The 14,725-nt window shown below is 37.2% G+C and carries 10 protein-coding genes and 1 tRNA gene; 3 read left to right on the forward strand and 8 right to left on the reverse strand.

Annotated elements, in window-relative coordinates:
* Positions 1 to 13 precede the first annotated feature (13 nt).
* On the reverse strand, positions 14 to 2,653 hold the full coding sequence (mutS, locus tag GXK58_RS03365; protein WP_202171289.1) for a DNA mismatch repair protein MutS: 2,640 nt from the start codon (positions 2,651 to 2,653) through the stop codon (positions 14 to 16).
* A 564-nt stretch (positions 2,654 to 3,217) separates the two neighbouring features.
* Here mutS and GXK58_RS03370 point away from each other — a divergent pair.
* On the forward strand, positions 3,218 to 3,958 hold the full coding sequence (locus GXK58_RS03370; protein ID WP_160719874.1) for a YwaF family protein: 741 nt from the start codon (positions 3,218 to 3,220) through the stop codon (positions 3,956 to 3,958).
* A gap of 199 nt (positions 3,959 to 4,157) precedes the next feature.
* Positions 4,158 to 4,231: transfer RNA gene (locus GXK58_RS03375), tRNA-Arg, on the forward strand.
* A 554-nt stretch (positions 4,232 to 4,785) separates the two neighbouring features.
* Here the strand turns inward: GXK58_RS03375 and GXK58_RS03380 are convergent.
* From GXK58_RS03380 to GXK58_RS03405, 6 genes are all read right to left on the reverse strand, one after another.
* Positions 4,786 to 6,753, reverse strand: coding sequence for an acetate--CoA ligase (locus tag GXK58_RS03380; RefSeq protein ID WP_160719876.1), 1,968 nt, complete (start codon positions 6,751 to 6,753; stop codon positions 4,786 to 4,788).
* A gap of 461 nt (positions 6,754 to 7,214) precedes the next feature.
* Positions 7,215 to 8,738, reverse strand: a complete 1,524-nt coding sequence (locus GXK58_RS03385) for an ABC transporter substrate-binding protein (RefSeq protein WP_160719878.1) — start codon at positions 8,736 to 8,738, stop codon at positions 7,215 to 7,217.
* 277 nt (positions 8,739 to 9,015) lie between these two features.
* Entirely contained in the window at positions 9,016 to 10,014 is a 999-nt protein-coding gene (locus GXK58_RS03390; RefSeq protein WP_160719880.1) for a LacI family DNA-binding transcriptional regulator, read from the reverse strand.
* Between the two features lie 172 nt (positions 10,015 to 10,186).
* The gene (locus tag GXK58_RS03395; protein ID WP_160719882.1) at positions 10,187 to 11,248 is read right to left on the reverse strand and encodes a TIM barrel protein; all 1,062 of its coding nucleotides are present in this window, start codon (positions 11,246 to 11,248) and stop codon (positions 10,187 to 10,189) included.
* A gap of 4 nt (positions 11,249 to 11,252) precedes the next feature.
* Entirely contained in the window at positions 11,253 to 11,714 is a 462-nt protein-coding gene (locus tag GXK58_RS03400) for a C-glycoside deglycosidase beta subunit domain-containing protein (RefSeq protein ID WP_160719884.1), read from the reverse strand.
* Between the two features lie 288 nt (positions 11,715 to 12,002).
* A complete protein-coding gene (locus GXK58_RS03405) occupies positions 12,003 to 13,337 on the reverse strand; it encodes a carboxylesterase/lipase family protein (protein ID WP_160719885.1) in 1,335 nt (444 codons plus the stop codon).
* A gap of 257 nt (positions 13,338 to 13,594) precedes the next feature.
* Here GXK58_RS03405 and GXK58_RS03410 point away from each other — a divergent pair, with 257 nt between their 5' ends.
* On the forward strand, positions 13,595 to 13,846 hold the full coding sequence (locus GXK58_RS03410) for a hypothetical protein (protein ID WP_160719887.1): 252 nt from the start codon (positions 13,595 to 13,597) through the stop codon (positions 13,844 to 13,846).
* A 183-nt stretch (positions 13,847 to 14,029) separates the two neighbouring features.
* On the opposite strand, the gene GXK58_RS03415 is transcribed toward GXK58_RS03410, so the two are convergent.
* Positions 14,030 to 14,584 carry a TVP38/TMEM64 family protein gene (locus GXK58_RS03415; protein ID WP_442862453.1) on the reverse strand — a complete coding sequence of 185 codons (555 nt, stop codon included), beginning with the start codon at positions 14,582 to 14,584 and terminating at the stop codon, positions 14,030 to 14,032.
* Positions 14,585 to 14,725 lie beyond the last annotated feature (141 nt).

Consider the following 14,725-nt stretch of genomic DNA (forward strand, 5'->3'; position numbering starts at 1 on the left):
CCATAACGCCCCCTTACTTTAACTTTTTCTGGAGCTCATATAGCAGGTTAATCGCTTGAAGCGGTGTAACATCTAATAAATCTAACTCTTTTATCTTTTCTAACACACGTTTTTCCTTTGGTGTTGGCTCAGCTTTCTTTGGCAATGCAGGTTCATCGAAAAACGATAATTGTGCAGGTTGATCAACAGGTTTTTCAACCTGTTCTTCTTCGATTGTTGGTTCAATCTTGTTCACCGCATTTGTCCGTTCAACGATTTTGGCAGGCGCATTTTGAGTATCTGTCTTCTCTAGTTCAGCTAAAATCTCGCTCGCCCGCTGGATCAATTCAGCTGGCAGTTCGGCAAGCTGTGCGACATGGATTCCGTAACTTTTATCAGCTGGACCTTCCTTGATTTTATGAAGAAAAACTACCTTGCCATTATGTTCAATTGCACTGACATGAATATTTTTTAGCTTTGATAGTTCTTCTTCTAAAACGGTCAGCTCGTGATAATGCGTGGAAAATAACGTTTTCGCCCCAATTCGCTCATGAATGTATTCAATAATCGCCTGTGCAAGGGCCATACCGTCATAGGTAGAGGTTCCCCGGCCGATTTCATCGAATAAGATTAAACTATCTTGAGTCGCATTCGCAATGGCATTTTTTGCTTCAAGCATTTCCACCATAAAGGTACTTTGGCCGGAAATTAAATCGTCCGCTGCACCGATACGTGTAAATACCTGGTCAAAAATCGGCAATACGGCTTCTGCAGCCGGTACAAAACAGCCAATCTGCCCTAAGATGGCAATCAAGGCGATTTGCCGCATGTAGGTACTTTTACCAGACATGTTCGGTCCTGTGATCAACAAAACATCACGGTCGCTGTCCATAAAACAGTCGTTTGGTACATATTCTTGCTTGTTTAGTACTTTTTCAACAACCGGATGGCGTCCGTCCTTAATCACGACTCGGCGTTCATTTGAAAACTGTGGTTTCACATAGCGGCGTTCTTCACTGACTTGAGCAAAACATTGTAAGACGTCCAGTTCACTAACCGCTTTAGCCAATGCCTGGAGACGGGGGATCTGTTCTTTAACGATTTCACGAATTTCAGTGAACAAATTATATTCAAGTTCACCGCATTTTTCTTCTGCTTGTAAAATTAATGCCTCTTTTTCCTTTAATTCAGGTGTAATGAAACGTTCAGCATTGGTTAATGTTTGCTTTCGCTCATATTGACCTTCTGTTAAAAGATGCAGGTTGGCACGGGTAACTTCAATATAGTATCCAAACACACGATTATAGCCGACCTTTAATGATTTAATTCCGGTTTTCTCGCGTTCTTCCCGCTCAAGCTGGGCAATCCAGCTCTTCCCGTTACGGCTGGCATCGCGATACTGATCAAGCTGTTCATGATAACCGTCGCGAATGATATTCCCTTCTTTTAAGGAAAGAGGAGGATTGTCCACAATCGCCTGCTCAAGCAGATCCGTCACTTCTTCACATGGATCCAGCTTATCCGCAATTTCATTCATTTGCTCATTCTGCATTCCATGGAGGATTTGTTTTAAAAATGGGACCTGCAATAAGGAACGTTTTAACTGGACTAAGTCACGTGCATTCACGTTTCCAAAAGCCACTCGTCCTGCTAATCTTTCCAGATCGTAGACTTCTTTTAAGTTTTCACGCAGCTCTTGTCGTTCAAAATAATGGTGGATTAAGACGCCAACCAAGTTATGACGGTGCTCAATTTCCGCCTGTTGAATCAGTGGTCTGTCGATCCAAGTTTTCAGCATTCTGGCGCCCATGGCTGTTTTCGTTTCATCAAGCAGCCACAATAGGGAACCTTTCTTCCCTTTCGAGCGAATGGTCTCAGTTAATTCTAGATTTCTTTTTGAATAGTAATCAATTTTCATGTATTGCTGAATTTGATAGGTTGTCACCGGCTGAAGATGGTCAAGACTTCTCTTTTGTGACCTGAATAGATAGTGAAACAATCTTGCTGCTGATTGCTTTAATTTTTCCTGATTAAGGTCTTCAAGCAATTGGGCAAAGTTGATATCTATTGAACTATTATCCTCAAAGGAAATCGCGAGTACATCGCGTTCGCGCATCTTTTTTTGAAGTTCTACGTCAAAGTTGCTGGCCACCACGACCTCTTTGGCACCTAGGACCGCCAGTTCATTGAGCACTTCATCAGATTTGGTTAGGAGTGTGACTCGGCTTTCTCCAGTTGAGATATCGTTGTAGGCGAGTCCAAAGGTTTGATCGTCAAACGCTGTGATGGAAGCAAGATAGTTGTTCTCTTTGTCGGTTAGCCCTTTGCCATCCATGACGGTCCCCGGGGTGATGAGCTGAACGACTTCCCGTTTTACCATGCCTTTTGTTTGTCTCGGGTCTTCCATTTGTTCGCAAATGGCTACTTTATAGCCTTTGGAGATAAGTTGTTCGATATAGTTGGGCGCGGAATGGTAGGGAACTCCGCACATCGGAATCCGATCTTCTGACCCGCCTTCACGGCTTGTAAGGGTAATTTCAAGTTCTTGTGATGCTTTAACGGCATCATCGAAAAACATTTCATAAAAGTCGCCTAGGCGAAAAAATAAAAAGGCATCTTGATAGTCTGCCTTAATGGTTAGGTATTGTTGTATCATCGGCGTATAACCAGCCATAATGACCTCCAGGTTTTCATCTATTTATTAAGGTGTTGCGGATTTTGTTATAAGGACAAATCTAGTGTTAACTTTGCAATTTTTGTCCTCATGAGGGTTTCATGCGGACATATTTGGTTCTCTGCTTGCCTTTTCTGTCCTCATGACGGCTTCATGCGGACATATTTGGTTCTCCGCTTGCCTTTTCTGTCCTCATGACGGCTTCATGCGGACAAATTTGATTCTCCGCTTGCCTTTTTTGTCCTCATGACGGCCTCATGCGGACAAATTTGATTCTCCGCTTGCCTTTTTTGTCCTCATAACGGCTTCATGTGGACACAATTGTCTGCAATTGTACCCATTTAGTCTCCATGACAAAAAAATCCGGGTGTATTTCACAGGAATTACAGACTAAAATTTTCTAATTCGATTTTCTTCGACAAACTATTATATCATACACGGCAGGTGTCAGGCACCCGTTGAATATTTGCCAAATTATTTACTAAAAATTTTTTCCTGTCCTCTAACTTTCGACTTTTTCTGAAATCAAATCATGGTAAAGTACAAAATACAGGAGGTGTTCGCTTGGGGTGGTTCGGCCGCAGTTCGAAAAATTATGATTTTGATATGTTTTCTCTTAGTCATATAATCATTATTGCCCTCTTACTAATTGTGGCAACTTGCATATATTTATATAGAGAACAATTGAAAACAGACAAGACAAGACCCTGGGAGATTGGGGCAGCCATTTCTTTAATTATTATAGAAGCAACCTATCATGTTTGGATGATAATAAATGGCAGTTGGGATGTTAGCCATGCAATTCCATTAGAGCTTTGCAGCATTAGCCTTATTTTAAATATCATTTTATTACTGACTAGAAAAAAGAGTGTTTACGAAATTTTATTATTCACCGCTTTATTAGGAGCATCGCAAGCAATCTTCACGCCATTATTAAATTATGACTTCCCGCATTTTCGGTTTTTTCATTTCTTTTATACTCATTTAATGACCATCTGGGTTCCTCTTTATTTTACTTGGGTCAAAGGATATCGGCCAACCATCTGGTCTGTTTTGAAGTTGTTTATCTTTTTGAATGTGCTTATGCCAATTATCATGCTTATTAATAAGCTTGTTGGAGGAAATTATATGTTCTTGAGCCATAAGCCAAGTGGCACCAGCCTTTTGGATGTTCTGGGTCCCTACCCTTGGTATATATTATCTTTGGAAGGGCTATTAATTACACTAAGCCTATTGGTCTGGGGATTATTTCGAGAAAAGACAGGAAGAAAAACAGAAGTGGAGAGGGATTTACCTATTGCTTAATTTCAAATTTTTATTGACCTTTTTAATTTAACTTATTATAATAAATAAAGTTCATAGTGTCCCGATAGCTCAGCACGTTCGAATATGCTTCAGTGGTTTACTTCAGCGTACTGATCGAGCTGCTCCTTGAGTAATTCATTCTGAGATCAGGACGGGGTCACTAATTATGTGTAGGAACAAAATATTTTCACTTAACTTTGTCCCGATAGCTCAGCAGGATAGAGCAACAGTTTCCTAAACTGTAGGTCGGAGGTTCGAATCCTCTTCGGGACGTCTAAAAACCCTTGCGATTGCAAGGGTTTTTCTGTGTTATCAAATATAGTCATATTTATTAAACAAGTGGTCTGCGGCGATAAATAAAATCTTTTTAATATTGTTTTCTAAGCACTATTGATATTTATTCTACAAGATAGTTTAAATAATTTAATTAGGGCAATCATTATGATATTGATTAATGAAAGGAGCAATATTAAAATGGGATCAAAATTGTTAGCTTGCCCAAACTGTGAAGCGGTATACCTTGCAGATATTGATTACTCAAAACCAGAAGATAAATCTGGGAAACCGCAACATTATATAAGCTATTGCTCAAACTGCGAAGAATTTATTGAAGGTTGATTATTTTAATTTCTTCGAAACATGGTTGTAACCAATTAAAACATGAAAATAGAGGCTCACCATTTTATAAGAGAGCCTCACTTATTTATTTTGTATTAGAAATTGACATCCAGACAACTCCCAATATTTCCACCTAAAATAACATGCCCCCATAATCATTCCAAACAAAACTAATTATCGTCCGTAAATATTATTTTTTCCATCTCGAATTACTTAACTGTATACTTATCATTAATAATCGTTTGAATTTGCGCTACTGTTGCTGGGTCTTCAAGCCCTGTTATATCACCTGAGACCCTCCCTGATAAGAAAATTTCTTTTAACAAGCGGCGCATGATTTTGCCGCTAACTGTTTTTGGGAGTGTTTCTGTGAAAATAATCGTTTTGGGCAGAGCAATTTTTCCGATAAGCTGGATAATCCGTTCATTTATTTTTTCTATCAAATGATCTGTCCCTAGCGAAGGATCATTTACTCTGGCAAATACGAGCGGTACTTCTCCTTTAATTTCATCAGGGACACCAATGACAGCCGCCTCAGCAACTCCTTCACATTCAAGCACTGCACTCTCAATTTCCATTGTACTTAACCGATGCCCGGCAACATTGAAGGCATCATCCGAACGCCCAACGACCCACACATAGCCATCCTCATCAATTAGAGCCAAATCACTTGCAAAATAGCTGCCTTCTACCTGACTAAAATAAGAGGAAAGGTAGCGCTCTGGTTCCCTCCAAAGCGTGCGGCATAGCATTGGAAATGGTTTTCTAATAAGTAAATTCCCTAATGTACCCGGTTTAACTGGATTTCCCTCTTCATCTACAACAGCAATATCAGCTCCTAAAAATTGCATTCCGGCTGATCCAGGCTTCATTGGGGTTAACCACGCCGCGCCAGCAATTGGACAACCAGCCGTTTCGGTTTGTCCCCATGTATTATTGACGCATATCTTTTTCTTTCCTAGTACTTCATACGTCCATTGCCATGACTCAGTGTCAAAAGGTTCGCCCACTAATGAGATGACATCCAGGCATGATAAATCAAATTGATCCAAAACTTTTTCACCAAGACTCTTTAACATCCGCAATGCCGTTGGGGCAGTAAACAATTTATTGACACGGTACTTCTCAATCACCTGATAAAATCTATCCTTTGTTGGATAGTCCATTGCACCTTCATATACAACCGTGGTGACCCCGTTTGCTAACGCACCTGCAATGCCCCAAATATGCATCGTCAGCCAGCCAATGTCCGCCGTACACCAGAAAACATCGTCATCATGATGATCCATATGATATTTGCTATAGATGTAATTTTGGATAATAAAGGCCATTCCTGAATGAACGACTCCCTTTGGCTTTCCTGTTGTGCCGCTTGTATAAAACACTATTCCATATTCATTGGCCTCTAGCCTCTCAGGTTCACAATGGATACTTGCCTTTTTCGTTAGTTCCTCCCACCAGAAATCACGACCTTCTTTCATATTGATTTCTGTGTTTAGGCGGTTTACCACAATCACCGCTTTAATCGATGGAATATCTGGAATGACTGCATCCACTTTTTCTTTCAAGTAAACCTTATTTCCCCGTCTTGTTGTCGCGTCCGTCGTCACGATAATCTTTGGCTCAAAGCTAACCAGACGGTCCTTCAAAGACTTTTCAGAGTATCCGGAAAAAATGGTATTATAAATAGCACCTATACGAAAACAAGCAAGCACAGCAATAATCGCCTCAGCCAAATTAGGAAGGAAAATAGCCACACAATCCCCTTTTTTCACACCGAAGGACCGGAGAACATTAGAGAATCGGTTTACTTCAGCTAACAGCATGTTATATGTATAAAACTTGGTGTCTCCGTTTTCTCCCTCCCAAATGAGGGCGGTGCGATTTCCTGCACCGTTTTCTATATGACGGTCAAGTAAGTTAACACAAGGATTGCTAATCCCACCTTCGAAAAAACGGAAATCTGGAAGACTCCCACTCATTGTTTTTCTCCAAGGTTCATACCAAACTAGCTCTTTCGCAACATCGTTCCAAAAAGCCTCGGGATTTTGTTGGGATTTTTGAAGAAGTTCCTGAAAAGCTTTACCGCTTCCAATTGATGTGTTTGATAGCTTTTCTTCATTTGGATAAACCAGTTTACTTTCTGCAACTACCTTTAAAATTCCACTAACATCCATCTGAATCCCCCTATAAATGAAATATTAAATGCCTATCGCTTTAGTTCATAAGTTGTTGTCTATCATCTGTTTCTCTATAAATAAATCAGAATTTATTAAGAAACCTTCCCTCCTTTATACATATTTATATATATGCCAAGTTATGGAGAAAACTAGATAAAATACAACACCCATTGGAATGAAAGTGGATTGATTAGGAATTCAGTCGTATGAAAGCGCTTTAATATCTTTGCATTCCAAAATCGCTTTAAAAAAGATGTTGATGCCAGGTAGTTAATAAGAATGATAATCATCTATCATCCAATAAAAAATTAACATAAATATTCAGAATTTTCAATATCTTCATGAAGAATTCATTCTAGTATTCTTTTATATACGTAAAAAGAGAGCTGTAACCCCTTGAGGCTGCAGCTCTTCTCTTATTGCATCGTCAATTTCCAGGCCTTATTAGGCCTAAAAACTTACTTATTCTGTTGTGCCCACTTATCAAGTTGCTTTTGCTTTTCTTCAATAATCTTATCAATACCGGCAGCTTTTAGTTTCTCTTGGAATTTTGGCAACTCGGTTTTTGGATCAACCAGACCATCTTCCAATGCACCCTTAAACTGATTGATAGCGTTTGATACGGCAGCAACTTCTGTTTTAACTGATGAAGAGTCAAATAAGAAACCAAGAGCTTCGGATGCTTTTGCGTCCTTATTAAATGAATCCATTTCTTTCCAGAGATCAGGTGAGTCACCTTTCCAAATATTAGATAAAAATTGATTACCGAATTGGAACCCTGAGTTTAACGCATAACCTGTAGTGTTTGCATCAACACCCTGCGGGTAATCAATCACACCTGTATCTGTTTTTACATAATGTTTTCCTTCAATTCCCCAATCGATCAAATTGACTAAATCCTTGTCAGAATACAATAAGTTAAGTAATTCCACGGATTTTTGAGGATTTTCTGCAAATTGTGGAACAGCCCACATAAAGCTAGTTACTTTTTGAGTGTTGGTTGAGATTGGTGTTAATGGCACACTTACTACTTCCGATCCTACACTCTTTGAGATTTGCCCATCAATTCCCGGTTTTGAACTTGATATGAATGCAAATATCTTCTTCGCCTTCATAAGTGCTTCTGCGGATTCCTTGTTTGTAGCTGCACCAGGCAAAATATATCCGGCTTTGTTCCATTTTCTTGCGAGTTTTACTAATTCTGAATATTCATCAGACTCGTAGTAATTAGTAACCTTTAATTCAGATGAATCTAGCAGGACACCAAGATTATCCCCTAGTGAATCTCCTTCGGGAAGAAATAGTCCATCAACAATTGTTGCAGCCCCAACTTGTCCAGGCATTAATGGAGAAACCCCAGGTTCATTTTCTTTAATTGTTTTTAAAACTGCTTCGACGTCATCCAAGGATTTTATTTTACTAAGATCGATTTTATATTTATCTACTAAATCTTTTCTCATGATCAGACTTCGGTCTCCAGCCAAATCTCTTATTGTTGGAACACCATAAGTTTTTCCGTTAATTTTACCGGCACTGATGAATTGTTCTCCTAGAGATCCAGATATACCTTTTCCATACTTTTCAATCAACTGATCTAATGGAAGAAGCTGTCCTTTCACAGACTGTCCAGAATAATCAAGAAACCCAGGGATGTTACCTGTAACAAGTAAATCTAGCTTTTCTTTACTCGATAACATCAGATTCGTTTGTTGTGTATATTGACTGGCATTGATAGGAAGTAATTTTACTGTTGCGTTGATTTTTTCTTTCGTCAATTTATTAATTTCAGCTTGAACCAATTCCAAATCCTTCGGTGGAGGACCAAATGCCAAAAAGGCCATGGTTAATTCGACAGTTTTATTATCTTTATTACCTGTTTGATCTTTTTTGTTTTCATTTGAGGTCGTGGTGTTATTACTGCAGGCAGCAAGAAGAATCATGATAGAAATAATAATAGAGAAGAAGCAATAATTCTTTTTCATTTTTTTCCCCCATAAATGATTATTTTTGATCATTTAAAATTTTTGTAACTGCCAATAATGCCCCCACCCCCCTGCACTGAAAGCGCTTTATGTAACTTTACATATAATATAGCATCTAATTTTCAGTAAAACAATATACTTTTTTCATTTTTTTCATTAATTATCTTGATATTTTCTATTTATTTCAGTTATTTTTCGGTCTATTCTCAGGAAAAAATATCAATAAAAATAACCTGGGTAAATTCATTTCCCAGGTTATTTTTGTTTGATTGATTGATTAAGAAACTGTTGATCCGCGTTTAATAAGTTTATGTTCAATTAATACCCTTCTACCCGTAGAAATTTCACCTTTCATAATACTTTCAAGCATTTTCATCGATTCATACCCAATTTCATAAAAAGGTTGATCAACAGTGGTTAATTTTGGGTTGGTCATTTCTGAAATTTCCTGATTATCAAAACCACATACGGCAATATCCTCTGGAACACGATAACCGGCATCTTTAAACATATTTAAACAAGCTACAGCCGAATTATCTGTTACACAGAAAACGCCATCAAATGGAATATGTTGTTCCAATAATTCTATCGCCGATTGGGCACCGCTTTCATAACTATTATCGCTATACTTCACTAAATCCTTATTAAAGGTGATCCCGTAGTCTTCCAACGCTCGACGATAACCTATAAACCGATCTTTTGAGAAGTTTGTGGAAATATAACCTTCTCCCTCTTCGATTCCCATACCAACAAAAGCAATATTTCTTTTTCCTGTCTCAATCAAATGAGAGACTGCATGATAAGCAGCTTTTTCGTCATCTACAGTAACTGCATAGGTATTTGGAATAGAGGTATACTGACTGCATTGCACAACAGGAACAGTGTTACTTATTTCTAGAAGTTCTTGTTCATTAAATAACATATTTAAGATGATTACCCCGCCTAATTGCCCTTTCGGTAAAAAACTCCAAGGTTGTGAGCTTCTCGTTTCACTCGCATGATAGCTAATCATAATCTCATAACCATGTTGTACTCCAAAATCCTGTATTCCAGCAATAATATCATGAATGATAGCTGCTGCAAGGACAACAATTACCTTCTTTTCATTGTTTTTTTCACTTCGAACGGAGGTTTTAGGAACATAACCAAGCTCCTCAATCGCCTTTAAGACTTTATCTTTTTTCTCTTTTGTCACCATGTAATTACTATTTAATACACGAGAAACAGTTGCAACAGATACCCCTGCCTTCTTTGCAACATCTACCACTGTAACCATTTTATCACCTGTTTTTCTGTAAATACTCCAGCTATTTACAGCCAGTTTTGAATTAATAGTATCACAACACATTACAGTAATAAAGTTTGGATTTCAAAACGTTTATTTGTACAATAGATGGAGGCCCGTTTTCAAACGGACCTCCATGGTAAAGACTATGACAATACAGAATCTATATCTTTTCACCAATTAATCTTGAAAGCATCTCCTGATGACGTCTTACCTGATCTACCTCATCAGCCAAGAACTCAATACCTCTATCTTGCTGATCTCTTTGACCTTCATATTCTGAATTGATATATCCGTTAAATCCATGTTCCTTTAAATACTTAATAGGAGTTTCATAGTCTATAGCTAGATCTTCATAACAGCCTGGTTTACCTGGTATTTCTGTCATATTGTAGAACTTGCCATGCATACTTACGATGTATGGGATAATATCTATGATATCTTCAGGATCTGCTGATGATTTACTAAGACTCATTCTTTCAATAGTTGACAGATCAAGTTTATGATCAGGATACTTTTCACCCAATACGTTAACAATATCGTCTAAACCATAATTTTTTCCGTTTTCTAGAAGAAAATCAACGGTTTCCGGAATTTTTGCATGTCTTTTTGCATAATCAATTGCTACTTGAGATGGAGAGTGTTGGAAAATCCCAAAATCAGGTACTAATCCAACATGCTTACTTCCTGTACGATCAGCAAGTTCAATAATTTGCTCTGACATTCTAAAATCCAGGGCTGCTGCCATTCCTGTTTTAGGTTGTACCCTTGTTCCTGGCTTAATAGGAAGTGGTGCATGAATTTCTTTCCCAATCCTCACATCAAATTTTTCTGCCGTTTCAAGTGCCATTTCAATTACCTCTATTGGTACAAGGCAAAGCGGACGGACATTTTTAAACCCTAATTTTGCAGCAATTTTAATATCATTTTTTAATCTTTCTGCCGCCTCTCTATGAGTCATAATATGATCCCTAAATTGGTGTACATCTAAATAGACATCCATTGTAACTGCATTCATATTATATCTTGCCATTTCATTATTCCAATCAAATATAAACTGTTCAGATGGAAATGGATAATCTCTAATAATGGCTTCATCAATAATCTCAATCCCATCTGTTTTAAGATGATCGTGAACTTCCTTAATCATATCCTTCCAATTCATTTGTTTAAAAAATTGAGCTTGCTGATAACTATATAGTGAGACCCCTCTTTTAATGGACATACGATCATCTCCTTCCCTGTAATTCTAAATCAAATGAACAAATATTTGCCGTCTTTCCCGCACCCGCCCCATGTCCTGGAACTGGCGGGTTCTTTAACCATTCCTCGTCCCATGGCATATAACCATATGTGGCTAAAACAGATTGTTGCAGTTTAATAGTATGTATTCCTGCTGTTAACCCGCCTTCTTTTTCAACATAAACATACCCTTCATCATCATAATTCCAATGTTCCCAAACGCATGTTTTAATTTCTTCAAAATCCCTTGGCACTTTACCATTTATTTCAAACTTTTGCAATTCTCTAGGATATTCAACCCCATCACATTCAATGTAATATCCATTGTGTAAAGACAAGAAACAACCTCTATAATCTGCTATACGGACTGCAAATTTGAATCCTATCGCTTTATCATCTTTATATACATTTTCAAGACTATCTTTTCTAATTAAAAAATTATCAAACATTATTATTCTCCTTTCATTTCTTATTTGATCGTTATTCTACTAACTAATTTGATTTTACCTTATAATTTTCAGAAAATAAATATCATTTTCTTATATTTACATATATTTTCATAATTAATTTTCTCTTTTTACATATAGATTTTACATTTCAGGTTAAAAATTTGATGCATATCTTTATCATCATTATTACCTAAACCTAAAAGAAAAAACGCACTCTGAGAGTGCGTGCATAGACATTATAAAATATTAAATTCGAAACTAAACATTAAAAATATACTCTTCAGATTCCTATCCTAACACTTTTACGAACGTATCCTTCTTCGTACATGGTCTCCAATCTTCTATTCTATCTCTATTTGGATTGCCATTTCTCATAAAGTTTGACCAGTAATCAAGCATTAAATCACTCAATTTATAATCATGTTCTTCCCATTGACGCCAGCAACGATTCATTGTTCCAAACATATACCAGAGTTCAGCTGAATGGAAGGCACCAGCTTCATCTCCTGGAAGATCCCGTCTAAACTCATAGACATAGGCAGGCTTTATTTCTGGATCATCGAGTATTTTACTCCAGGCGATACAGCCGCTTTGTAATTTGCTTGGCACACCAGCTTTAACATCCTCTGGATCTACTAATATATCATCTTTTGTTGAGCCTAGCATATATGGAATATTTTTAACCTTTTTCTGATCAATCAATAGATTATATCCTTCTTTTAAAACATGGCCATCTATGACTGGCACCATGAAGAATGATTTTTCCTTTTGTAAAATGATAGGCATTGCTTTGTTAAATACCGTTAAAACTTCCTTAGCTGACATCGCTCTGAACTCTTCTATTGACTTGATGCCTGCCATGTCTGTAATTTCCTGACCAATCTTTTCCGCATGTTTTAGTGTCATGTCATCTCGATTTAGCCCGCTATCATATCCTCCTCCACTTTGCATAATCGCCTTACTGATCATATTTTCTGTTAAATCAGAAGATACAAGTGTTTGCACACTCATTGCACCTGCACTTTGACCAAAAATAGTAATATTGGAAGGGTCTCCTCCAAATGCAGTAATATTATTATAGACCCAATTAATGGCTGCGATCTGATCTAGTATTCCATAATTTCCTGAGATCCCTTGATTATTTTCAGCTGATAACCAGGGGTGGGCCATAAATCCAAAAATATTCAATCGATAATTTATCGTGACTAGAATGACGCCTCTCTTACAATAGGCTTCTCCATCAAATTCTAACTCGCTTCCATAACCGCCCATAAATGCACCCCCGTGTATCCAAATGGCGACGGGCAGGTTTTCTTCTGAACTTTTAGCTGGAGTCCAAATATTTAAATAAAGACTGTCTTCGCTAGGTTCATAAACAAATTCCGGATTACTATAAAACTCTTTATCATAAAACGAATCCCTTGGACCAACCTCCTGCATACTTGCCCTAGGAAATGTATCCGCAAGATAAATGTTATCCCATGCATCCACTTCCTGGGGAGCTTTCCATCTAAGGTCACCAACAGGCGGCTTGGCATAAGGTATTCCTTTAAATACAGTATATGCCTTCAAAGAAATCCCTTTCATTTTTCCTTTTGCTGTATTTGCGATAGTGATCGACATTTCATTCATCCTTTCTGTATTGCTATTTTAAATTTTTAAAAGACTACTATTTATTTTAAATCTCTATATTGCTTTTTTCTTTCCTTATTTTAATTAATTTGTTGTAGATTTTTGTTTTCTTTTATTTAGAAGTTGGGATATTGAGAAAAAATCAATACACGTTCAATTAAATATTCATAACATTAACACTAAATCTCCCTTATTTCTGCAAAGTTTTTATTTACTATATAGATAAGAAAAGAAAGGAGTGAAAGTTAATGAAAAAGTTTATTATCGGGATTGTAAGTGCTGCTTTTATTCTTGGAGCTGGAACCGCTGTTTTTGCAGCTGGTAATAGCAAATCTGATGATGGTGTGAATTTTGAGAAAATGTTGCCGTTTATCCAAAAGATGCATCCAGATTCTACAAAGGATGAATTAAAAGAAATGTACAAAGCTTGCCATGAAGAAAATGGAATGATGGACGGTACTAATGGCACAGACATGAAAAACACGATGAATAACTTATAAACAGAGGTGACTATCTACTTTTGGACCAAATGATAAGTGATATGGACATTGCATTGCACTATGCATCCTAAAGTGACTATAATGCTATATGTTAAAAAATCAAAAGGCTCTGACTAAATCCCCTTGGTCAGAGCCTTTTTTTCCTCTCGTTAATTAGATAACCTACTTTTTCTTCAAAAAAATTCATTCTTCCCTTAGTTTTTTCCAAGTCATAATTATTAGAAGAATCGCAATTGCAGTGGTTATTACTTTCCCTTGAATGGTCCAATTAAACACCTGTTGAGTAGAATAAGCTTCTATCATGATTGCAGGGATTTTCCCAATGGAACTAGCAATGACAAAAATAAGAATCGATGTCTTTCCAATTGCAGCAAAGAAAGTCACAACACCGGACGGGACAAAGGGCAGTAGTCTTAGTGAAAGAATTAAGAAAAATGATTCTTTTCCTTGAGCGGTAAGTAACCGCTTTACCTTTGGATGAGAGAACTGCTTTAAATTAGATAGTTTCCTAAATCCTTTTCGGTACAATACAAAAGAAATTATAGCTCCTAGTGCTTCACCCGCAAATGAAATAAACATGCCTTCCCAAAAGCCAAATACTTGTAGATTTATAGCAGTTAGAAAAACACTGGGAACTATTCCGAGCACACTAATAATAATGTTGGTTACAATACTTAAAAGGAAAGCGATATGTTCATAGGTTGAAAATAATTGAAGAGTTAACTCCTTCACTTCCATCTTTCTTAATACTCCCTCACATTAATTGACTAACTATCCTCTTCCGCTTTACCTTTATTCTACCTGAATAAATAGTAGTAAAAAATTAAAATTTACTGTTTATATTAATTAGGAAAAATTAAATGGCGTGACAAACGCCAC

The sequence above is a fragment of the Bacillus sp. USDA818B3_A genome (assembly GCF_009928415.1).
Classification (GTDB): Bacteria; Bacillota; Bacilli; order Bacillales; family Cytobacillaceae; genus Neobacillus.

Bases quoted from the DNA above. Each gene is read 5' to 3' on its own strand.
- mutS (WP_202171289.1), bottom strand. From the start codon at position 2,653: ATGGCTGGTTATACGCCGATGATACAACAATACCTAACCATTAAGGCA.
- GXK58_RS03380 (WP_160719876.1), bottom strand. From the start codon at position 6,753: ATGGATGTTAGTGGAATTTTAAAGGTAGTTGCAGAAAGTAAACTGGTT.
- GXK58_RS03385 (WP_160719878.1), bottom strand. From the start codon at position 8,738: ATGAAAAAGAATTATTGCTTCTTCTCTATTATTATTTCTATCATGATT.
- GXK58_RS03390 (WP_160719880.1), bottom strand. From the start codon at position 10,014: ATGGTTACAGTGGTAGATGTTGCAAAGAAGGCAGGGGTATCTGTTGCA.
- GXK58_RS03395 (WP_160719882.1), bottom strand. From the start codon at position 11,248: ATGTCCATTAAAAGAGGGGTCTCACTATATAGTTATCAGCAAGCTCAA.
- GXK58_RS03400 (WP_160719884.1), bottom strand. From the start codon at position 11,714: ATGTTTGATAATTTTTTAATTAGAAAAGATAGTCTTGAAAATGTATAT.
- GXK58_RS03405 (WP_160719885.1), bottom strand. From the start codon at position 13,337: ATGTCGATCACTATCGCAAATACAGCAAAAGGAAAAATGAAAGGGATT.
- GXK58_RS03410 (WP_160719887.1), top strand. From the start codon at position 13,595: ATGAAAAAGTTTATTATCGGGATTGTAAGTGCTGCTTTTATTCTTGGA.
- GXK58_RS03415 (WP_442862453.1), bottom strand. From the start codon at position 14,584: ATGGAAGTGAAGGAGTTAACTCTTCAATTATTTTCAACCTATGAACAT.